The 22,024-nt window shown below is 44.9% G+C and carries 20 protein-coding genes and 1 pseudogene; 12 read left to right on the plus strand and 9 right to left on the minus strand.

Translation table 11 applies throughout. The features are described 5' to 3' along the window. Nucleotides 1–152: 152 nt before the first annotated feature. From VHA02S_RS19125 to ompW, 3 genes are all read right to left on the minus strand, one after another. Nucleotides 153–2,753 (minus strand): TRAP transporter permease, encoded by a 2,601-nt coding sequence (locus tag VHA02S_RS19125; RefSeq protein WP_170922489.1) that lies wholly within the window; start codon nt 2,751–2,753, stop codon nt 153–155. A gap of 77 nt (nt 2,754–2,830) precedes the next feature. Further along, the gene (locus tag VHA02S_RS19130) at nt 2,831–3,802 is read right to left on the minus strand and encodes a TAXI family TRAP transporter solute-binding subunit (protein ID WP_017189728.1); all 972 of its coding nucleotides are present in this window, start codon (nt 3,800–3,802) and stop codon (nt 2,831–2,833) included. A 455-nt stretch (nt 3,803–4,257) separates the two neighbouring features. Beyond that, nucleotides 4,258–4,902: an outer membrane protein OmpW gene (gene ompW / locus VHA02S_RS19135; RefSeq protein WP_005447312.1), complete on the minus strand. Its 645-nt coding sequence runs from the start codon at nt 4,900–4,902 to the stop codon at nt 4,258–4,260. A 506-nt stretch (nt 4,903–5,408) separates the two neighbouring features. On the opposite strand from ompW, the gene VHA02S_RS19140 reads away from it, so the two are divergent. The 4 genes from VHA02S_RS19140 to VHA02S_RS19155 all read left to right on the plus strand — a co-directional run bounded on the left by VHA02S_RS19140 (nt 5,409) and on the right by VHA02S_RS19155 (nt 8,331). Next, nucleotides 5,409–6,059 (plus strand): Qnr family pentapeptide repeat protein, encoded by a 651-nt coding sequence (locus tag VHA02S_RS19140; protein ID WP_005447311.1) that lies wholly within the window; start codon nt 5,409–5,411, stop codon nt 6,057–6,059. An 8-nt stretch (nt 6,060–6,067) separates the two neighbouring features. Beyond that, nucleotides 6,068–6,379: a cupin domain-containing protein gene (locus VHA02S_RS19145; RefSeq protein ID WP_038898298.1), complete on the plus strand. Its 312-nt coding sequence runs from the start codon at nt 6,068–6,070 to the stop codon at nt 6,377–6,379. 331 nt (nt 6,380–6,710) lie between these two features. After that, on the plus strand, nt 6,711–7,496 hold the full coding sequence (locus VHA02S_RS19150) for an EAL domain-containing protein (protein WP_017818362.1): 786 nt from the start codon (nt 6,711–6,713) through the stop codon (nt 7,494–7,496). A gap of 142 nt (nt 7,497–7,638) precedes the next feature. Beyond that, nucleotides 7,639–8,331, plus strand: coding sequence for a helix-turn-helix transcriptional regulator (locus tag VHA02S_RS19155; RefSeq protein ID WP_038898299.1), 693 nt, complete (start codon nt 7,639–7,641; stop codon nt 8,329–8,331). 240 nt (nt 8,332–8,571) lie between these two features. On the opposite strand, the gene VHA02S_RS19160 is transcribed toward VHA02S_RS19155, so the two are convergent. Beyond that, on the minus strand, nt 8,572–9,318 hold the full coding sequence (locus VHA02S_RS19160) for a hypothetical protein (protein WP_009702360.1): 747 nt from the start codon (nt 9,316–9,318) through the stop codon (nt 8,572–8,574). A gap of 187 nt (nt 9,319–9,505) precedes the next feature. Here VHA02S_RS19160 and VHA02S_RS19165 point away from each other — a divergent pair, with 187 nt between their 5' ends. Next, complete coding sequence (locus VHA02S_RS19165) at nt 9,506–9,835, plus strand: DMT family transporter (RefSeq protein ID WP_005428450.1); 330 nt, start codon at nt 9,506–9,508, stop codon at nt 9,833–9,835. Nucleotides 9,836–9,851: 16 nt separating this feature from the next. Then, nucleotides 9,852–10,481: an HAD-IB family hydrolase gene (locus VHA02S_RS19170; RefSeq protein WP_017818360.1), complete on the plus strand. Its 630-nt coding sequence runs from the start codon at nt 9,852–9,854 to the stop codon at nt 10,479–10,481. A 56-nt stretch (nt 10,482–10,537) separates the two neighbouring features. Here VHA02S_RS19170 and VHA02S_RS19175 read toward each other — a convergent pair whose 3' ends face one another. Further along, the gene (locus VHA02S_RS19175; RefSeq protein ID WP_038898300.1) at nt 10,538–11,716 is read right to left on the minus strand and encodes a lytic polysaccharide monooxygenase; all 1,179 of its coding nucleotides are present in this window, start codon (nt 11,714–11,716) and stop codon (nt 10,538–10,540) included. 215 nt (nt 11,717–11,931) lie between these two features. Beyond that, entirely contained in the window at nt 11,932–12,372 is a 441-nt protein-coding gene (locus tag VHA02S_RS19180; RefSeq protein ID WP_009695964.1) for an Lrp/AsnC family transcriptional regulator, read from the minus strand. Nucleotides 12,373–12,519: 147 nt separating this feature from the next. Here VHA02S_RS19180 and VHA02S_RS19185 point away from each other — a divergent pair, with 147 nt between their 5' ends. The 3 genes from VHA02S_RS19185 (at nt 12,520) to VHA02S_RS19195 (ending at nt 16,315) form a co-directional block, all read left to right on the plus strand. Beyond that, nucleotides 12,520–13,104, plus strand: coding sequence for a LysE family translocator (locus VHA02S_RS19185; RefSeq protein WP_009702356.1), 585 nt, complete (start codon nt 12,520–12,522; stop codon nt 13,102–13,104). A 280-nt stretch (nt 13,105–13,384) separates the two neighbouring features. Then, complete coding sequence (locus VHA02S_RS19190) at nt 13,385–15,307, plus strand: S9 family peptidase (protein ID WP_009695962.1); 1,923 nt, start codon at nt 13,385–13,387, stop codon at nt 15,305–15,307. Nucleotides 15,308–15,541: 234 nt separating this feature from the next. After that, entirely contained in the window at nt 15,542–16,315 is a 774-nt protein-coding gene (locus VHA02S_RS19195) for a siderophore-interacting protein (RefSeq protein ID WP_038898301.1), read from the plus strand. A 69-nt stretch (nt 16,316–16,384) separates the two neighbouring features. Here VHA02S_RS19195 and VHA02S_RS19200 read toward each other — a convergent pair whose 3' ends face one another. From VHA02S_RS19200 to VHA02S_RS19210, 3 genes are all read right to left on the minus strand, one after another. After that, nucleotides 16,385–17,254: a LysR family transcriptional regulator gene (locus tag VHA02S_RS19200; RefSeq protein ID WP_005447289.1), complete on the minus strand. Its 870-nt coding sequence runs from the start codon at nt 17,252–17,254 to the stop codon at nt 16,385–16,387. Nucleotides 17,255–17,322: 68 nt separating this feature from the next. Then, nucleotides 17,323–17,835, minus strand: coding sequence for a GNAT family N-acetyltransferase (locus tag VHA02S_RS19205; RefSeq protein WP_005447287.1), 513 nt, complete (start codon nt 17,833–17,835; stop codon nt 17,323–17,325). Between the two features lie 188 nt (nt 17,836–18,023). Then, nucleotides 18,024–18,821: an arylamine N-acetyltransferase family protein gene (locus VHA02S_RS19210; protein WP_038898302.1), complete on the minus strand. Its 798-nt coding sequence runs from the start codon at nt 18,819–18,821 to the stop codon at nt 18,024–18,026. Between the two features lie 291 nt (nt 18,822–19,112). On the opposite strand from VHA02S_RS19210, the gene VHA02S_RS19215 reads away from it, so the two are divergent. From VHA02S_RS19215 to VHA02S_RS19225, 3 genes and pseudogenes are all read left to right on the plus strand, one after another. Next, nucleotides 19,113–20,261, plus strand: coding sequence for an S-(hydroxymethyl)glutathione dehydrogenase/class III alcohol dehydrogenase (locus VHA02S_RS19215; RefSeq protein ID WP_005447284.1), 1,149 nt, complete (start codon nt 19,113–19,115; stop codon nt 20,259–20,261). A 188-nt stretch (nt 20,262–20,449) separates the two neighbouring features. Beyond that, a complete protein-coding gene (fghA, locus tag VHA02S_RS19220; RefSeq protein ID WP_005447282.1) occupies nt 20,450–21,289 on the plus strand; it encodes an S-formylglutathione hydrolase in 840 nt (279 codons plus the stop codon). Between the two features lie 263 nt (nt 21,290–21,552). After that, nucleotides 21,553–22,024, plus strand: a pseudogene (locus tag VHA02S_RS19225) (BamA/TamA family outer membrane protein); the annotation flags it as partial.

The raw sequence follows: 22,024 nt of genomic DNA on the forward strand, positions 1-22,024 counted from the left end.
GTTCAAATGATGCGCAAAGTAATCAGACATAAAGTATAGAATGCGCTAATAATTTCGCGACATTGAAAATAGAAATGATGAATATTTCAGACAGAAAAAAGCCCCGTCAGTCTTGGCTCCAACGGGGCTGTTAGGTTATTTTTCTTTAACTATCAACATGCTGTGTCGTTCTGCATTGCCACACGTCGACGTTGTAGCCAAATCACAACACCAAACAAGAACATTGCTGGAATCCACATCCACTCTTTGCGATAACGCTCAACTGGCACACGCACATCGACAATCTGTTGGTCGAACTGCAATCCTGCCGCCTCTGCTGGGCTAGCAAAACTAACGATATCAATCAGAGTTTGTTCATCTTGCTGATAAGTCGCTATGCCAAGTGCGTCCAGCTTATCTTGTCCGGTTTCCCCTTCAGGAACCGAAAGCAGCACCGAGAATTCACGCATCTTACCTACCGCATCTTCACCGCTGATTCGCATTCTGAGTACACCGCCCTCTTCAAGCGGTTCAAGCGTTTGTGCCAGTTGGGCAGGATTGCTCGATTGGTACGGATCCACCACCATGTCGATCCAGAACCCTGGGCGAAACAAGGTAAATGCTACGAGCAGCAACAACACGCCTTCGTACCAACGATTACGAGTCAGGAACCAACCTTGCGTCGCAGCAGCGAATATCAACATCGCAATAGTAGAGATAACAAAGATGGCGATACCGTGCGCCCAATCCACGTCAATCAACAACAAATCCGTATTGAAGATAAACAAGAACGGCAAAGCCGCGGTTCTCAAACTATAGTAAAACGCGGTTAGGCCCGTCTTGATTGGATCACCTTTCGACACCGCAGCTGCGGCAAAAGACGCCAGACCTACTGGCGGTGTTACGTCCGCCATGATACCGAAGTAGAACACGAACAAGTGCACCGCAATCAACGGCACTATCAAGCCGTGTTGTTGACCCAGCGTAACGATAACAGGCGCCAACAAGCTCGATACCACGATGTAGTTCGCCGTCGTTGGCAAGCCCATGCCTAGAATCAGGCTCAATACCGCCGTGAGCATCAGCATTAACAGCAAGTTACCCATAGACAGCATCTCAACCAAATCAGCCAATACTAAGCCAACCCCCGTTTGCGATACCGCACCAACAATTACGCCTGCGGTGGCGGTCGCGATGCCAATGCCGATCATATTGCGCGCACCAGCAATCAAGCCTTCACGCAAGTCGATACAGCCGTCTTTGAAGTTGCCATAATCGTGTTTGCCATCTTTACGCATCCAACTCAAAAGAGGACGCTGAGTCAAAACGATCACTACCAGAATCACACTACCCCAAAAAGCAGACAACCCCGGAGACAGACGCTCGACCATCAAACACCACACCAAAACCACCACAGGCAGTAGGTAATGCAAGCCAGAGAGTAAGACTGCGCGCGTATTTGGTAACTGTTCTAGTGGAGCATCTGGATCTTCTTCTGGTAGCGGCTCATTACTTGCGGCGACTTTTAGCAGTGCCAAGTAAACCGTAGCCAGAATTAACGCCATCCCAGGTAATACAAAGTCACCCAATACTGGCTTCAACCATCCTAAACCGTAGTAGACTGCCATCGACAATCCAGAAATCAACGCCGCGCCAAATGCAAATCCCGTGAGTCTCGCTAGCCAAGGTTTTGAGCGTGCGGCATCAATTGGCTGCATGCCCAACTTGAGCGCTTCTAGATGGACAATATAAAGCAGTGCGATGTAAGAAATTGCGGCAGGTAAGAAGGCATGTTTGATGATCTCAACATAAGGAATGCCGACGTATTCCACCATCAAAAACGCTGCGGCTCCCATAACAGGAGGCATGATTTGCCCGTTCACCGATGATGCCACTTCGACTGCTCCCGCTTTCTCAGGAGAGAAGCCAACTTTGCGCATCATAGGAATAGTGAACGTCCCCGTGGTTACCACGTTGGCGATCGACGATCCCGAAATCAAACCCGTTAAGCCCGAAGCAACGACGGCTGCTTTTGCAGGACCACCACGCAGGTGCCCCAACATGCTAAATGCCAATTGAATGAAGTAGTGCCCTGCTCCAGCGCGTTCCAATAACGCACCAAACAGAACAAACAAGAAGACAAAGCTGGTCGATACGCCAAGCGCAATACCAAACACACCCTCCGTGGTGATCCACTGGTGGTTAGCCAGCGCATCCAACTGAACACCGCGATGGGACAATAAACCCGGCATATACGGACCAGCTAAGCTGTAGCCGATAAACACCAACGCAATCACCGGCAAAGCAGGACCAAGCACTCGACGCGCGGCTTCTAAAAGCAAAGGCAAGCCGATCAATGCGGTAATAAAGTCTTCAGTGGTTAAGCTGCCCGGACGTTGTGCTAGTGCTTCGTACATAACAAATAAGTACAGCGAAGAGGCACAAGCAATCAAACCCAACATGATGTCGAAGACAGGAACACGATCGCGTGGAGAACGCTTAAAAGCGGGGAAAACGAGGAAGGCAAGCAACAGGGCAAAGCCAAGGTGAATGGCGCGCGTTTCGGTGTCGTTCATCACACCGAAACCGACAATAAATGGGAGCGGAGACGCTATCCAAAGTTGAAACAAAGACCACAGTAACGCCAAACCCGCAATCAGCTTTTCCATGATTCCGATTGGCAGGCGAGCACCCACATCTTGGGCAATCAGTTCTTCTGCCGACAGCTCATTCGGATGCATGTCAGCATGGGACGTGGAGATCGTCTTATCCATAATTTTCTCACAAACAACAGAGAAGCAAGCGCTGAGAATCCATCGCAGCGCTTGCTAAAAATCGAAGGTGTTAAGAGTTACAACCAGCCGCGCTCTTTGTAGTAGCGAACCGCACCTTCATGCAGTGGCGCAGACAGACCCACCTCAATCATTTCTGATTCTTTCAGGTCTTTAAATGCTGGGTGCAGGCGTTTGAAGCGGTCTAGGTTATCGAACACAGATTTCGTCAGTTGATACACTAACTCAGGGTCCGTCTCTGCTGTGGTTGAAAGTACCGCTTTACCGCCGATAGATTGAGTATCGTTCGGGTTGCCACGGTACATTCCGCCCGGAATAGTTGCTTTGGTGAAGTACGCACGCTCAGCAAGTAGCTTGTCGATTTCAGGACCAGTCACTGGTACTAGCACAGCATCGGTGGTGGTTGATGCTTCCTGAATCGCGCCGTTTGGGTGACCGACGAAGTAGCTCATTGCATCGATGTTATTGTCACTCATTGCGGAAGCTTGTTCTGCTGGCTTCAGATCCGATACCAAACTGAACACATCTTGCGACCAGCCTTTTGCTTGCATCACTTGTTCAAACGTATCGCGTTGACCAGAACCAGGGTTACCGATGTTGACGCGCTTGCCTTTCAAATCGTCGAAACTGGTGATGCCCGCGTCTTTGCGCGCAAGAATCGTGAACACTTCACTTTGTAGGGAGAAAACGGCACGAATATCCGTCATTGGTTGGTTATTTTGGAAAGGAGCCACGCCTTCTAAGGCTTTGTATTGATGGTCTGACTGCATGATACCGAAGTTGTATTCACCACTGCGCAAACCATTTACGTTTGCCACGCCACCCCCACTGGCCGGAGCATTACACTTAATGCTGTGGTCTGCTGCGCCACGGTTTACGAAACGACAGATCGACTGTCCAGCAACGTAATAAACGCCCGTTTGACCACCGGTGCCGATAGTAATAAATTTCTCTGCCGCACTTATTTTCTCACTGTATGAGAACAGCGAGACTGCCGAAGCAAATACTGCAATGAGTGTGGTTCCTTTCATTTTAGGTTCTTCCTGTCTATCGATTGAAAAATAAAGACATTTTTCTCAGCTAAAGACAGCAAAACCGGAAAATACTCGTGTGAAAATTTCGCACTTCATGAGTAATTTTCCTTAGTCAGCCAGTCCTTAGCTTCATTTTGTAATTTTTATTTCAGCGTTCGATTAATAATTAACCGAACACTTCCAATCGAATTTATCAGAACAATTTCAAAACCTAGCTATGGTAATTTTGCACTTTTCTCAGCAACCGAGAATTAACAGAAAATTCATCTTTTTGGTCACGTGTTTACAAATACCAAAGTAGTGCACCACTATCGTAGTCATATGGGGAGAGAGAAGAGGTATCGGGAAGGAAAAGAAAACCAGAAAGAATAGATAAAAAAGAGGGGCAATCCCCGCAACTGCCCCTAAAAGTCATGCCAATAATCTTATTGTTCTTTTGCTACTGCTTTTTCTTAGAACTTGTAACCACCGCTGATCATGAATACCCAAGGGTTGATCTTTACGTCAGTCTTTTGTGCTGCGCCATTAAATTTATAAGTCGCTTCAGTCTCGATATTTGCATACCAAGCGGATGCGTTTAGGAACCAGCTTTCATTGATCATGTAATCGACACCTACATTGGCAGCCAGGCCAAATGAGTCATCCAATTTTAGATCAGTAAGACCTACATCTTTGGCTTTACCGTTAAAGCCCTCATCAAAGAACATGGTGTAGTTTAAACCCGCACCTACGTATGGGCGGAACTTGCTTTGCGAATCACCAAAGTAGTATTGCAGCATCACTGTTGGTGGTAGGTGTTTAGTATCTGCGATATCACCAAGACCAAGAAGATCAGTCGAGATATCGTGACTAAATGGTGTTGCCGCTAGAATCTCCAGGCTGATGTTGTCAGTAAACATGTAACCAAACGTCAAACCCAGTTGAGTGTTTGAATCTACTTTTAACTCTTCTTGAGAACCTAGGATCTTGTCACTGCTGTCGTTTGGTACAACCGATGCCGCACCAACACGTAGAATGAAGTCACCTTCACTGTGAGCAAAAACACTTGGAGACACTAACGCAGCAACCACTGCTAAACTGCAGATTGTTTTTTTCATTGTTATTTCCTTTTGTAGGGCTTTGTTTCTTTTGTACTCCGCTATGCTCTTCCTTTTCGGACGGTTCTGTTATCAATCCAAAACCTTGAAGCACGCGAGTATCACTATTTTCTTGAGCTGCGCGCAAAATAGCATATAGAAACCCTACTATTTTGATGGAAATCAATTTGTGAAAAATATAGCTTTTCCGTATACAAAAACGCCAATTTGATCAACAAATTATGCAAATCGGATACAATTCTGTAATGCAAACTGTGCGTGTGAGAAGAGTACGTCGCAGTTCTCATTTCAATTCTTCTGTAAGCCTCTGTGCTCAACAAAACTTTTTTCTCGATATGCTCGGATTATTTTTACAAAACATCGACTTTAAACAGCCCGTTTGACCGCTTAAATTGGCGATTTTCGGGGTCTGTAAACCACTGAAATACAAGAAGTTATATTTCTGGAAAATCAGTTACTTAGAGTGATAGTCTGCATCTAACCAAGTAAGGAAAAGATAAAAAGCCATGATTAAGACCGATCTCACTTTCGAACAGGAAGACTTTTCGCATCACGATTTGCAAAACACCACTTTTCAAAATTGCCGCTTTTATCAATGCAACTTTGACCACGCCGATCTCAGTGATGTGAAGTTTATTGATTGCCGCTTTATCCAACCAAGCGACATTGAAGGCTGTACCTTTCGCTATGCCAAACTTAAAGATGCCAGTTTTAGCAACTGCATGTTAGCGATGTCTCAGTTTAATGGCGCAGACTGCGTCGGCATTGAGTTACGTAAATGCGATTTGAAGGGTGCAAACTTTCAAAGTGCTAATTTCGCTAATCGCGTCAGCAATACTGTGTTCTTTTGTATCGCCTACATTACGGGTTGCAACTTGGCTTACACTAATTTTGAGCGCGCACTGCTAGAGAAATGCGATCTATTTGAGAACCGATGGAATGGTGCCAACTTGATGGGTGCAAGCTTTAAAGGTGCGGATCTATCACGTGGAGAATTCAGCCCTGAACAATGGGGCAGCTTTAATATAGAAGAAAGCGACCTGACCCATGTTGATTTAGAGGGTTTGGACATCCGCCGCGTCTCTTTATACGGTGTTAAGATTTGCGACTGGCAACAAGAACAATTGCTCTCGCCATTTGGCCTGATCGTTATTTAGGAAACATTATGAACCTTTTAAAAGACCTACCTTGTGATTTGAGTGAAGAGGTATTTGAAGATTTACTCACACACAGACAGCTCCGAATCGAGCGTATTGTATCGAAGGGGCAAACGACGCCAGAAGGCGAATGGTACGATCAAGAAGGCCATGAGTGGGTATTGGTGCTAAAAGGCGTAGGCGAACTGACTTATGAGGACGGCACGAAGAAGCGTTTGGAAGCGGGCGATCACGTCAACATTCCAGCGCACACGAAGCATCGAGTAAGTTGGACCGACCCAGAGCAAGAGACAATATGGCTAGCGATCTTCTATCAATGAGATAGTTCACCGCCTATTCCCTCCCTTTTAAACTTTCGTTAAAAGCTCACTTATTGACACTTTTATCACTTCAAGCAATTGGCTTTATTATTTAATAATAAAGCCAACCATTAAAATCCGCATAAAAAACCATGCCGATTAAGAGTTAGATGAAAATATTAGTATTATATATATTAGTGGGTAATTAGATTTCACTGACGCTATAGAGATGGCGTCATAATTCTGACAAAATATCTTAAAAAGATATTATTGGGATCTTTAAAATAATTTCTTTGACGTGATTCTGTCATCTAGTATTTTATAAAAACGTTTGCCTAAGGAATAAAAACAGATGACTATAAAAATAGAAGAAATATCAATTGACAATAATATTGTTAGTGTTTTCTGGAATAATCAAAATTTTGTCAGCCTTGAGTTCAAGCTTCAGCCAATCGTAGATCCAAAGAACTATAAGATTCACGGTTATGAAGTGCTGTCTCATTTAGTTAATTCAAGTGGGGAGAGGTTGAATAGCGAGGAGTTTTTTGAATATATCAATGATGAGTTCATAAAAAAGATTTTTCTATGTCAAATCAGATTCTTAAATGAAAATTTATCTCAGTTTAACCTAAATATATCACTCAACCTACCTCTTAGTTGTTTACTTGATTCATCCTTCGTTGATGAAGTCATAGAAAATACTGAAAATCCCATCATCATCGAAGTAACGAAGATAGAAAGTATTAAAGAGGTCAACGCTGCCAAAAGAAACATCGTTAAACTCAAAAAACAAGGACACCAATTCTGGTTGGACGACTATCATCATGATGAGAAGCTCAAAACCTCTGCGTTGCAATGCATTGATTGGGATGCAATAAAACTCGATAAGAGTTACTTGCTATACCAAGATGGCTTGACCATGATCGGAATGCTGATTCCTTTACTTAAATTCCATAGCAAGAAGATCATTGTAGAAGGTGTAGAAACATCCTCTCAACGAGTCGCATTTCTTCATCCTGAGGTCTTTCATCAAGGTTACAACTATTATTACCCGCTCTCACTCTCTGAAACTCTCGATTTATTGAACTTTAGAGAGATAAAGGAAACACCTCGATTCGAAACAGTTTTGTCCGCGTAGACTTGTTTATATTCCTATGAAAAAAGTTACATTTAAAGCGCTCAAATATCAAAGTCCACAGTTATTAATAGAAGCATACGTCTCTCGGCATTTATTAGTCAGGGTGTCCAATGCGATAGGCTTTGTTAGTGTGAGTGGTCGAATGATACAGATTAAAGGAAGGGACATTATTTATGTTCCCGCGCACTCTAAATGTTGGGTCTCACTTAGACCAATCAATAAGGACAAAGAAATAGAAGTTGAACGCTTCACTTACACAGAAGAAATGCTAAGAGTCATTGTAGATAATTATTACTTCTTCGATTTTGGAACGGGAGATGATCAAGAGAAGTTATTTAATACAAATGACTACTTCGACTCTTCGATTGAATATTGTTTATCTGACGTTTCGTCATGTATGGTTCACTCAATCAGCGTCTTCGCACTTACGTCTTTTTTAAGCAATTGTAGTGAGTTCGATAAAGCGAACATTTTATCATCTGTAAAGCTCATAAATAAGATGACTAACTGTATTCAAGCAGACACTGAGTACCCATGGACGTTGGAGAATGTTTCGATAAAAACAGGGATCAGCAAGAGTTACTTATTAACTGAGCTCAAAAACTCGAACATTACCTTTACCCAGTTAACCAATAATATCAGGTTAAAAAAGTCAGTTTCGCTCATTATGTCAGGTATGTCGATCAAGCAAGCAGCGATCAAAAGTGGGTTTGGGTGCCCTAATTACTTTAGTCGGGTGTTTAAGAGACGTTATGGGGTTCAACCGAGTCGACTGATCAAGTCTTCCGGTTTTGTTGATACTGATGGTTTGGACTTCATCAAAGCCAAGCTGTAATCATCCAACGTCATCTATTGCGTCCAAGACCACACTTTTATTCCCCCTTCTAGAAGCGAAAATCGCAGTTAATTGGCGCTGTTAGTCACAAGAAAAACGGGGGGAAGAAATATCTCTTCCCCCCAATGCGCAAAGGGTCTTGGTAAAGCGCAAATAGAATTGAAGTCATGACCTCCGAGCCAGTCTCCCAACCGTTACTCAGAAATGAACCTAGTCACCACTTCAATATTCAATAAATCGTTATTGGATAGAGAGTGTGTTTTGTTTGCGATTATATTCGAAGCGATGGCTCTGCTTAGCGTGGTCTTTTACTTCCAGACCTTCCATCGTACTTGTGCCCTTCTCAAGTCGAACTTGATCACCGTTCAGCTCGACAATCAGCTTTTCGTAATGACTGCTTTGATTTGCGTCTTCATATTGCAGTCGCACTGTGTAAGTGCCTTTACTCTCGTCATATTCTGCCTGATAGCCTTCATTGAATGCTTCAATACTGATGCCTTCAGGGTAGACCACCATGGCGATACGTGTTGGTTTTTCACTGAACTTGTAGGTAGAGATACCAAAGCGTGTTTCAATGATTTCTTGTTCATAATAGAAGTGCGCAATTTCCTCTGGTGTGCTCACCATTACCATATCAGGCGAAAGACGCATGAGATGGTATTTCCAGAATGAAGAGGTTTTGCTGTCACCGACATTGGGCACTAGCGCTTGCAGCTCTTCTAAAGTGCTCACGTTAAACTCCCACAGCAAACCCAAAGAAAGTCTGTCTAGGGTATAGGTGACTTTGCGCGATAAGTTTTCTGCTTCAAAACCAAGTAAATCATCGCTGATTGCATCAGTAATAGAGTGATGGAGCAAATCGATCCCATCCACTTGATAGCTTGCTCTAGGGTCTTTGAACTTGGGAATTGAATCCGTTGACATCCCTTCACCGCCACACCCACTCAATGCCAATATCACCGCAGTCGCCGCTATCGCTTTATGCATCAATACACGCTCCTCTCTAAAGACGGCGGCAGTGTAACGACTACAACCAAGACTTGGTGTAAGCGTATGTAAGACGCCACTATTATTACATTTAAGTAAAAGTTATTTTATTTTTTGCAGGATTATCATTTTATTCGACATCAATATACTAAGCGCACTCCACAACAACTGAAGACGAATGATAACAATGAGCTGGTTTTTCTTACTTTTAGGCGTGGGCGCAGAAGCCCTTTCACATGTTGCACTTAAAGCGACTGACGGTTTTAGCAAGCCACTGCCAGCAACACTAGTTTTGCTGGGTCACTTGGCAGCATTTGTCTGCTTAGCACAAGCAATGAAAGGCGGTATGCCTGTGGGTATCGTTCACGCACTTTGGGCTGGCTTAGCTATCGTATCTGTTACCTTAATTTCTCAACTAGTGTATCGCCAGCATATGGATACCAGCCTTTGGATTGGTATGGCACTTATCGCTGCAGGCGTGATGGTGATAAACTTCTCCCACGGACACGCACATTAACCCTTAAGGCAGTAGATTGTCAGATTCTCGAAAGCCCGCTTTAGCACTGTTTGATTTTGATGGCACCATCACCGATGAGGACATGTTTAGCCTGTTCCTTCACTACTCGGTGACGGGTCCACGCAAGTGGCTAGGCAACATTATCATCTTGCCATTTTATGCGATGTACAAAGCTGGGTTCCTCCCTGCTAGACGAATGCGTCCAATCGCCAGTTTTGTTGCCTTTGTGGGGCGACAAACCGAAGAAGTGAAAACACTAGGAGCACGGTTTGCTCAAGAGATCATCGTGCAACACATCCGCCCTGAAGCCAAAACACGATTAGATTGGCATCATGCTCAAGGAGATACGATCGTAGTCGTTTCTGCGTCACTTAACGCCTACTTAAAACCTTGGTGCGACACTCAAGGTTACCACTTGCTGTGCAGTGAACTCCTTGGGAACAGCAAACGCATTAGCGGGCTCTATCACAGTAAAGACTGCAGTTTGGAAAGGAAAGTCGAACGCGTTCAAGCAAAGTTCGACGTTAGTCAATATCAAGCAATCTACGCGTATGGCGATACACATGAAGACATCCCCATGCTCAAATTGGCAAAGCATGCCACGATGAATTGGCAACCTTGGTCTGCTAGTCGTTCCGACAGTTAAAAACAAGAAACCCTTCTCAATCGAGAAGGGTTTTATTTATTTGGGAAGAAAGAATGCTAGCGCCAAACACCCCATTCACCTGTTGTTCCAGGTTCTTCGCCACGAGTCCACCATTGTGCGGTCCACTCACGACCATTGTGCGTTACGACATCGCCTTGGTTGTACACCGCGTCTTTGCTCCAAAGATTGGTTGGCTCGACTGGTGGTTGAGTATCTCCTTTAATCAACGATAATGCGTAACTAAAATTGGCACTCGGAGCCAATACTTGGTTCGCATAAACATTGTTCGTATCGAACATGTAGTGATTCATCGCTTCATGCCAAATACCTACATACCAATCACCGGTTTGCTGTGAGTTAAATTGATCTGCCAGTTCTGCTGCCCATGTCGTCGTGTTATTGGCATTAATAGGGAGTGAAAGGTCGACGATCTCAGTACCTGTTTCATTAAACGTACGAAAGCGCACGGTATCACCCGCCTCGACAGGACCAAACCCTTGTGGAACAAAATAGCCAAGTGACGTGAGGTTATTACCCGGATCGGTGGGATCGACAGGGTCAGTTGGTGGTGTGGTGCCATTACCATTCAACGTAATATCACTACAGTTGTAGAAACCTTCACCCGCTACATCAATACGCTGCCAGCGAGTGTAAAGGATCGCATCACCCGAACGATCAGCAGGGAAGGTCACTTGCATGCGGTAGCGTTTTTCTGCATCAACATAAACGTCACCAGCCGTATCGATCAATTCTAAATCGTCCCAAGTAAGAGGTTGCGTGTCGTCATAAGTTGGCTTGGAAAGGTAGAACTCCCAATAAGAAGGGTTATGTGGAGCTTTGCCATAGAACACCAATTCAATTTGGTTGTTGGCGTCTGGGGTGACATTGGTACGCTGCCAATTTGGCGATGGAATGTTTAGACCTTTTTTCGCCGCATCGCCTGCAGAACACAGCTCTCCATCACGAACGATTGCTTGTACATGTGCCATATCACGATAATTTGGCACGTTAGCCGCCACTTCACTGCGCTGAACAAATGGGTATGCCCCCGACTCGTCATAAGCAGCCTGACACGCTTGGTTTGGAATTTCATTGGTCCAAAAGCCACCGTCTAAATAACAGGTATTTTGACGTGCGCTTGGAAACTCGACCCAGCCGTGGGCATTAACATTAAATGAGCTTAACGCTGCAATCGCGCCCAAGCTCACTAGGGGAAGGGTTACGTATGATTTCATCATTCATCCTTAAATTTTCTATCACGCTGCTCGCGAACCAAGCAACGACGTAGAAAAACTAGCAGGATGCGATTATTTAGAAGGTGAGAATAAATGCTGGAATTGTCAGATTGTTGCCTGCTTTCCAGCATTTTATGTGGACTGCAGTCATACTCGACTCACTCTTTCGAGTCACTTCAAATTGATGTGCTACAACACAATGTTCCCTATAGCGGTTATCGTTCATCTTTTGGCGTATCCATCACCACCATGGTCGTGATTGCTTTGACATGTTCGCATTCACCAAGCACGTCTGCATGAAACGCTTTGTATGCCGCAAGGTCTTGAGTTTCGACACGCAACAAATATTCATTTGCCCCTGTGATGTTATGGCATTCCACCACCTCATCAACAAAACGTACATGATCTTCAAAACCGAGCTGCGCTTGCTTTGAGTGCGACGCTAAACCTATCGACACATAAGCGACAAAACCAACGCCCATTTGCTGATTGTCCAACACTGCGCGATAGCCTTTGATAGTTCCTTTGCGTTCGAGGTCTTGTACGCGGCGCAAAGTAGCAGACGGCGACAATCCAACGCGCTCAGACAGCTCTACATTGGAGATTCTTCCGTCCGATTTCAGTGCTTGCAATATTCTTTCGTCAAATCTATCCATAATGTTCTTTTGTTGTTTAAGCGAAGCATTTTCATCAAATAAAAGCACAAAATTGATGACACTTCTACCTATCATTGTGTTTGACCGGTCAGAAAACGTAACCCCTTGCCCATCACTTTGTGGCAAACATATTTGTAGGAACACACTATGGAATACTCTCAACTTGGTGCACTCGCGCTGTTTGCGTTTGTCTCGACCTTCACTCCGGGTCCAAACAACATCATGCTCATGACATCTGGCGCCAATGTCGGCTTTAAACGCACTATCCCCCATATGCTGGGGATTACCCTCGGCTTTGGCGCAATGCTGATCTTAGTTGGCATTGGCTTGATGAGCTTGTTCCATGCTTACCCGATCACGCATAGCATTCTTAAGGTATTGAGTCTGACTTACTTGCTGTACCTAACATATAAAATTGCCACCAGCAGTAAAACGGAAGTCAACGATGATTACCGCCCAATGAGCTTTTTAGGTGCAGTAGCATTTCAATGGGTCAACCCGAAAGGTTGGTCAATGGCATTAACCGCAATCACGGTATACAGCAGTGGTGGCTCTTGGCTAGAACTGGCATTCATCGCGGGTATTTTTTGCCTCGCGAATCTGCCTTCCGTGACCTTTTGGACCGCTGCTGGTATCCAGCTTCAGCGCTGGCTTACTACCTCCAAACGAGTGAAAGGATTCAACTATGGCATGGCAGCACTTTTGCTTTTGTCGACTATCCCAATGATATAAATGACAAAACAGCGAAAGATAAGTGTGACTTATGCCAAATTTCGACTAGTCCCTTGTTCGGTAAGTACAAAAAATCGCCACTTCCAAGGATGGATTGGGTCATAGTAGCAACAGCAGTGACAAGAATATTAAAAACCCTCAAACATAGGCCCTATCGATATATTCGATTTTGGCTTTTCTTTCACAGCTTTGTCGCTTTTGTTCTTGAATAGCGACTATCGATTCATTCTGACCGACAAGCACGATGCTGACAGGTCCGTCACACAAGGAGCGTTATACAATGCGTACTCGCAAGCTTATTCTTGCTACCGCTTTTGGTCTACTACTCGCGGGTTGTAGCCAAACTTCAACCACGACGACTGCCGAAGTTATCCCACCGGAATATCCCGTAGATTACTTCTTCCGTAATGCTGAAGTCTCTAGCTACCAAATCTCCCCTGCTGGAGATTACATTTCAATGATGAAACCATGGCAAGACCGTAAAAACGTATTTGTTCATCCAGTTGGTAAGCCAGAGGATGTGAAACGTATTACGTCAATTACTGGTCGTGACATCGCTTACTATTACTGGGTTGGTGATGACACCATTATTTACTCTCGCGATACGGGCGGTGATGAAAACTTCTATCTCGTAACGGTCAATGTCAAAACGGGTGAAGAGCAAACCATCACACCTACATCTGGCGTAGTGGCTTATGTGATCGACACTTTAGAAAGCCAACCAGATGACATTCTTATCACGACCAACGAACGTAACCCGCAAGTGTTTGATGTTTATCGTCATAACTTAAAAACGGGTAAGAACACGCTTGTGGCTCAAAACCCAGGGAATGTGCGTTACTGGGGTACAGACCACGATGGGAACATCCGCGTGATTTCAACTTCAGACGGCGTAAATACAGCGGTTCTGTACCGTGATACCGTGGATGAAGAGTTCCGTCCATTAAAGAACCTCACCTTCAAAGAAGACTTCTCTCCAATCTCATTTACACCAGATAACAAGAACCTGTACGTTGCCTCACGTATCACTCGCGATAAATCAGCGATCATCGAATATGATGTGAAGGCTAATAAAGAAGTGCGCGAGATCTTCTCTCACCCAGAAGTGGACGTCACCAGTGCAAGTTACTCAAATGCACTCAACAAGCTCACAACGATCTCTTATGTGACAGACAAACGTCAGTACCATTTCCTTGATAAAGGTTATGAAGAGACTTTTGAGCGTCTGCAAGAAAAGCTACCGGGTGTTGAAATCTCGGTGAACAACACCACTCGCGACGAGAGAAAAATGATCGTCGTGACCTACAGCGACACCGACCGTCCTAATTACTACTACTACGATCGTGATTCAGACCAACTTGAGAAGTTAGCTGCAAACGCACCTTGGCATAAGCCAGAAGATATGGCGAAGATGAAGCCAATCACATATACCGCTCGTGATGGTGAAACCATCCATGGCTACTTAACGTTACCAAAAGGCCGTGAAGCGAAAGACTTGCCACTGCTTGTTCTGCCGCACGGTGGTCCTTGGGCTCGCGATCACTGGGGCTTCCAACCAGAAGTTCAGTTGTTTGCAAACCGTGGTATTGCCGTTCTACAGATGAACTTCCGTGGTTCAACAGGTTATGGTCGTGAATTCTGGGAGAAGTCATTTAAGCAATGGGGTCAGTCGATGCAGGATGACATTACTGACGGCGTTAAATGGGCGATTGACCAAGGCTACGCACAAGATGGTGAAGTATGTATCTACGGCGCATCCTACGGTGGTTACGCCACATTAGCTGGTGTGACGTTCACGCCAGACCTATATAAGTGTGGTATCGACTACGTTGGTGTGTCCAACCTCTTTACTTTCATGGATTCCATTCCACCATACTGGGCACCATTCCTAGCTATGCTGCATGAGCAAGTTGGCGATCCGAATAACCCAGAAGATGCGAAGATGATGAAAGCATACTCACCAGTATTCCATGTTGACCAAATCAAAGCTCCATTATTGGTTCTACAAGGCGCGAAAGACCCACGTGTAGTGAAAAGCGAATCTGACCAAATCGTCAATGCTCTTCGTGAACGTGGCGTCGAAGTGGAATACATTGTGAAAGAGAATGAAGGTCATGGCTTCCGCTCTCTTGAAAATCGCCTCGATGGTTACCAAGCGATGGATCGATTCTTGAAGACACATTTGTTAGAGCAAACGCAATAAGCAACCTCTCTCATTCTACCAAGGGCACTTCGGTGCCCTTTTTTATTCTTTAAACCCAAATCTTATAAACATGGATGACGAAGTGTTCATTCGGGCGAGGTCTGTCGGAATTAAATCGCCGGTTTTCACATCAGAGTGTAAATTTAGATAAAGACGCTATCTGCCTTACTGAGATGCTGTTAATCTTAGATGAGAAAGAGAATAGTTATCAAACGTAGTGAAATGTGAATTAAAATGAAAAAGAAACCACAACCCAAAAGCCTCGTTGTTATCAACACACAAACAGTAACGCCTAACATGCAGCGTATTACCCTGCAAGGCGAAGCACTAGGCAACTTTCCACAAGATTGCGAAGGCAGCTACATCAAGCTGCTGTTCAACGAAACAGGCGGTACTGACATCCAAGGCTTTTCTGAAGAAAACCGTCCAGTTATGCGTACCTACACCATTCGTCGCTTCGATCCACAAGCATGCACGATTGAAGTCGACTTCGTTCGCCACATTACTAAAGACCTACAATGTGGATTTGCAGCGCGCTGGGCGATGTCCGCAAAAGAAGGCGACACCATCAATATCGCCGGTCCTGGCAGTATCTCGAACCTAAACACTGAAGCCGACTGGTTCTTTATGGCTGCGGATATGACGGCGTTGCCAGCGCTATCAGCGAAGATTCGCACTCTGCCAGAAGACGCAAAAGGCTATGCCGTGATCAGCGTGATTTCTGAAGCGGATATCCAAGCTCTCGAAGCACCAGCTGGTATGGAAATTCATTGGATCACCGAGCAATCACTCGAAGATAAGGTTCGCTCACTGGAGTGGAAAACGGGTGAAGCAGCAGTGTGGTGTGCTTGTGATTTCGATTCAATGCGCGCGCTACGCCAATACTTCCGTAACGAAAAAGAAGTGGAGCGTGAAAACCTTTACCTCAGCAGTTACTGGAAACAAGGCGTATCAGAAGATGGTCATAAGGTCATCAAACGCGAAGATGCCGAGCTAAACGAACAGTGATTTAAGAACGCAAAAAAAGCTAAGTAACAAGATTTGCTACTTAGCTTTTAAACACATAAATACCTATTTCTAATTTAGGCTCTCAGCCAAGAAATCAATCAGCAGACGAACTTTAGGTGAGAGGTTACGGTTTTGCGGATAGAGCGCCCAAATACCTTCGCGATCGTCTCGATAATCGGTTAACACTTCCACCAGCTCGCCATTGTCTAACGCCTCTTGCACGTAATAGTCTGGCAGTTGTACCAAGCCTAAGCCTCGTTTCGCTGCATCCACCAAGGCAAAACCACTGTTGCACTTAATACGACCAGAGACACGCAGAGACTTCTCACGTTTTTGCTCTTTGAAGTGCCAATAGTCAGCGGTACCCACCAAGCATTGATGATGGCTCAGTTCAGACAAGGTATGCGGCTCACCAGAGCGCTCTAAGTAAGCCGGGCTGGCACACACATACAGCTGACGCGATGAAAGGCGTTTAGCGATCAAGCTCGAGTCTTGCAAGCGTCCCAAACGAATCGCCACATCGACACCTTGCTCAATCAAATCGAGCTTTTGGTTAGTAAGAATCAGATCGAGATTTACTTGCGGGTACTTTTCTAAAAACTGGTGCAGCAGCGGAGCAAGATTCATTTCCCCATAGGTCACGGGCGCAGTCACTTTGAGCACACCTTTCGGTTCGGCTTGCATCTGAGTTACCGCCAACTCAGCTAACTCTAACCCTTCCACAAGGTGCTTACACTGTTGGTAATAAAGTTGACCAGCTTCAGTTAACGACACTTTACGCGTAGTACGATGAAGCAATTTCACTGCTAAGCGTTCTTCTAACGCTGATACACGACGGCTGATTTGCGCGACCGATGTTTTGAGCTTATTGGCTGCGCCGGTAAAGCTGTTGGTTTCTGCGACGGCGACAAATTCGCTGACGCCTTCCCAATTCGCCATGATTTTGATCCTATGGAATTCAATTTATTACGTATTCTCACACAAAGTTAATCGCGGAGAAAACCCGTTTAAAAAGGATAGCCGACTAAATGAACCGTCTGTTGTGGCCAAATAATTTTCAGAGAGCATACCATGGTGTCATCAGTACTGACCCAATGATTTGGGGCAACTTTTATCTTCAAGTTATTGATGGGTGTATAACCACTGGATCGATAAACTGGCGTGCGACCAAATAAAACAGAAAATGCGTCGCCTCGCTCCAATGCATCCTGATGAACCGCTTCCAACAAGATTTTCACCAGCCCTAACCCGCGAGAACCGGGGTCAACACAGACTTCTGCAATACCACTAATGGGAAAAGATTGATCATCAATCATGACTTGTTTTTCGTGTACGGCAACGTGGGCAGCGAGTTTATCGCCATCCCAAATTAGATAGCGGTGACGAGGTATTTCATTGAAATAACGTTGAGTTTGAAAGATTTTGTCTTGCTCCTTGGTGAAGCAAGTGGACAGCAAAGCTCTTAACTTAGCATCGAGTTCTTGGGTGACTTCATCATCAAGCAAGTATTCAAAGCGCATGATTTACCTCATTTATTCTTCAAGGTTAAAAGTAAACCTTTGAAAACTCACTTACTGAGATATAGCGCAAATAAAAAAAGCGCAGGTTGAGCTGCGCTTTCCATTTTTGAGCCGATAAGTAAGGAAATTAAGCGTAACGCGATGCTTGAAGTCTCATTTCGAGCACGATTCCCCCTCAGTTACGACTCTTACACTGGCTTTAAAGATGAGTAATCAGCATCAAGAGCGATACCAAAATGGGTTTTAAGCGCAGATAGATACGTTTCTCCCGCTTCCAGCTCAATCTCAACGACCTCACCATTTGCTCGGTACTTTAAACTGTGATTGAACAAAGTAATGATGCCGCTATCTGTCGCCAACGCCGCAACTCGACTCGAAGTGAAATGGGAATTTGGTGAAGTCGATGTGTAGTGATTGCCGCATACGATGTCACCGTCAAATACGTGTTCAAAGTCTAAACTATACAAATCAATCCATTGCTCAGGGTCATCATAGGATTGAACTTGCAACATATAGCCAACTAACTCATGTTCGATAAATCTGAATGTTTGAAGATCAGTGTGAATATCTTGGTTGAGTACAAAGGGTAGTGGTGCGCGTGGCGTGTTAGAACCGAACCCCACATCAACGATCCACTTATCTTCCCCCATGATCACCAAAGTGAATTGATGCGTTCGACCTGATGGTGTGCCAGACAAATGAACGCGCCCCAACAACGGTCGTGCATCAAAGCCGATGGTTTTCAGTACATTCAAAAGTAATGCATTCAATTCATAGCAATAGCCACCACGCTCGCGATAAATCAGTTTGTTAATAATGTCTTGTTCAGCAACTGAAATGCCACGCCCAAGCGCAATATCAAAGTTCTCAAAAGGCAAACGACGATGCTGAGCATTGTGTAGTAATAACAAAGTATCAGTATTGATATTCAGCGATTGAGAGATACCCACTTTCTTTAAGTAGGCTTGAAGATCTGTTTGGTTCATACCCATTCCAATTCAACGTTTTTACGGTGGCAACAACACTAAACCCTCAACTGCACTTGAGGTCAAACACCAATGCGATTTTTGTCATTCTTCTTAACCTCACTCGCACTAACAATGACGTTATCGAACTCATTATTACACATACGTAAAAATCATTTTCAATTTAGCCGGATTATCATTTTTCATGAAACACCTAAAATGGGCACCAACAAAACGACGCAGCGCAGTGAACAAACCTCAACTACGCTTATGACGTCACTCCATATACTGAGAATATAAAGGAAACATCCAATGTCGCTTGAAATCAAACCTGGTCAAACTCACATTAAATCAAAAGCAATGGTTGCATGGGCTGCTGGCGAGCCACTTAAAATGGAAGAAGTTGATGTACAACTTCCAAAAGCTGGTGAAGTGCTAGTACGCATCGTAGCAACTGGTGTTTGTCACACTGACGCATTCACACTATCAGGTGACGATCCAGAAGGTATCTTCCCTTCAATCCTTGGTCACGAAGGTGGCGGTATCGTTGAAATGGTTGGCGAAGGCGTAACAAGCGTTGAAGTTGGCGACCACGTTATCCCACTTTACACCGCTGAATGTGGTGAGTGTAAGTTCTGTAAATCTGGCAAAACTAACCTATGTCAGGCAGTTCGCGAAACGCAAGGTAAAGGTCTGATGCCAGATGGTACAAGCCGTTTCTCTATCAACGGTGAGACTATTTTCCACTACATGGGTTGTTCTACTTTCTCTGAGTACACGGTTCTTCCAGAAATCTCACTAGCGAAAGTAAACAAAGAAGCACCACTTGAAGAAGTTTGTCTTCTAGGATGTGGCGTAACCACCGGTATGGGTGCGGTACTAAACACAGCTAAAGTTGAAAAAGGCGACACAGTTGCTGTATTCGGTCTAGGCGGTATCGGTCTTTCTGCAATCATCGGTGCTCGTATGGCTGGAGCAAGCCGCATCATCGGTGTCGACATCAACGAAAGTAAATTCGACCTAGCGAAACAACTTGGTGCTACAGACGTCATCAACCCAATGAAGTTCGACAAGCCAATCCAAGACGTTATCGTTGAGATGACAGACGGTGGTGTTGATTACTCATTCGAATGTATCGGTAACGTAAATGTGATGCGTCAAGCACTTGAGTGCTGTCACAAAGGTTGGGGTGAGTCAGTAATCATTGGTGTTGCTGGTGCAGGTCAAGAGATCTCAACTCGTCCATTCCAACTGGTGACTGGTCGCGTATGGCGCGGTTCTGCTTTCGGTGGCGTTAAAGGTCGCTCTGAGCTTCCAGAAATCGTAAACCGTTACATGGCTGGCGAGTTCGGTCTACAAGAATTCATCACGCACACGATGGGTCTACAAGACGTGAACGAAGCGTTCGAACTGATGCACAAAGGTGAATCTATCCGTACCGTTCTTCACATGGATAAATAATCCAAGATAACGGTTCACGTAATATGACTGATATTTGAAAATTTGAAACAGGCTCTCTTCTCTCTTGGACACGTTTTCTTTTGGGAAGAGAGCCATCCGCTGTCTTTAACGGTCTTGTCCACCGTTAAAAATCATTGTTTTAAATACTCACAGTTTCAAACAAACATTGTTTTATCGAGAGATTATCCATGACCATTGAAAGCCTAAGCCAAGCCAAAGTATTCGGTGGTTGGCATAAACAATATACACACGAATCTCGCGCTTTAAATTGCAACATGCGCTTTGCGATCTTCTTGCCGCCAAATGCAACCAAATCAAACCCAGTGCCTGTGGTTTACTGGTTGTCTGGTTTGACGTGTACTGATGAGAACTTCATGCAGAAAGCCGGTGCGTTTCGCATGGCTGCTGAGTTAGGTATCGCCATTGTGGCACCGGATACTAGCCCACGTGGTGACGACGTTGCAGACGACGAGAACTACGATTTGGGGAAAGGCGCGGGTTTCTACCTAAACGCCACTCAAGAGCCGTGGTCGCGTCACTACCACATGTACGATTACATCACCCAAGAGCTACCTGCGATCATTGAAAGCAACTTCCCTGTCTCTGACGTGAAGTCGATTTCGGGTCATAGCATGGGTGGTCATGGTGCAATTACCATTGGTTTGAAAAATTCAGAGCAGTACCGCTCAATTTCTGCTTTCAGTCCAATCAGTAACCCAATGCAATGCCCTTGGGGTCAGAAAGCGTTTACCGCTTACCTAGGCACCGATATTGAAAGCTGGAAACAATACGACGCAAGTGAATTACTCAAACAAGCGAAATCACCATTGCCAATCTTGGTAGACCAAGGTGATGCTGATAACTTCCTTGCTGAGCAATTGAAGCCTGATGCGTTACTGGCGGCAGCAAAAGCTCATGATTCTGAAGTTGAACTGCGCATGCAACCAGGTTACGACCACAGCTACTTCTTTATCTCTAGCTTTATCGCTGAACACTTGAACTTCCACGCTAAGTACTTATTTGCTTAACCTTGGTTGTGACATAAGAAAAACGATAAAAAACTGAATGGTTTAATATACAAAGCCACCCACTTATTGGGTGGCTTTTTGCGTTTTAAAAACACTCACCTTCTCTTTACAAAACCACCATTGCAATTGCTCTGATTGGTGTCTAACTTGTAAGGGAACGCTATTCGCTTACTAGGGTTTATAGACCCGAATAGGACCCTATGAAAAAAACATTGTCAGTTATCATTAGTACCACCTGTTTCAGCTTTTTGCTCGCCTCTCCAATGGCTCAGGCAATCAACTTTTTTGATCCCATTGATGGGCAATTGGACATGGGAGAATATCTGGCTGAAAACGCTTATGGATTTCTGCCCGTCCCGATAGTGATTACCGAGCCCGCCGTGGGCTATGGCTTGGACTTCACTGGCGTGTTTTTGCATGAATCCGATGAGCAACGGGAGAAGAGGCGCAAACTGGCAGAAACCTCTCTCGATGGTGGTGCGCAGCTACTAACTCCAGCCATTACTGCAATCGGTGGTTTTGCCACCGAAAACGGCACTTGGATGGGCTTCTTAGGGCACCGCCGGACGTGGGCGCAAGACACGGTGCGTTACCTAGGTGGAGTGGGTTATGGCGACTTCAATATGACCTTCTATCCGCAATCCACCTTGCCGGGCTTAGATAGCGTCTTTAACGGCAAAGGGTTGGATTTCGAAATAACTGGCGGTGGCATGCTCAACCATCTTCAATACCGCA

Origin of the sequence: Vibrio harveyi NBRC 15634 = ATCC 14126 = KCTC 12724 (genome assembly GCF_001591145.1) — a bacterium.
Taxonomy (GTDB): Bacteria; Pseudomonadota; Gammaproteobacteria; order Enterobacterales; family Vibrionaceae; genus Vibrio; species Vibrio harveyi.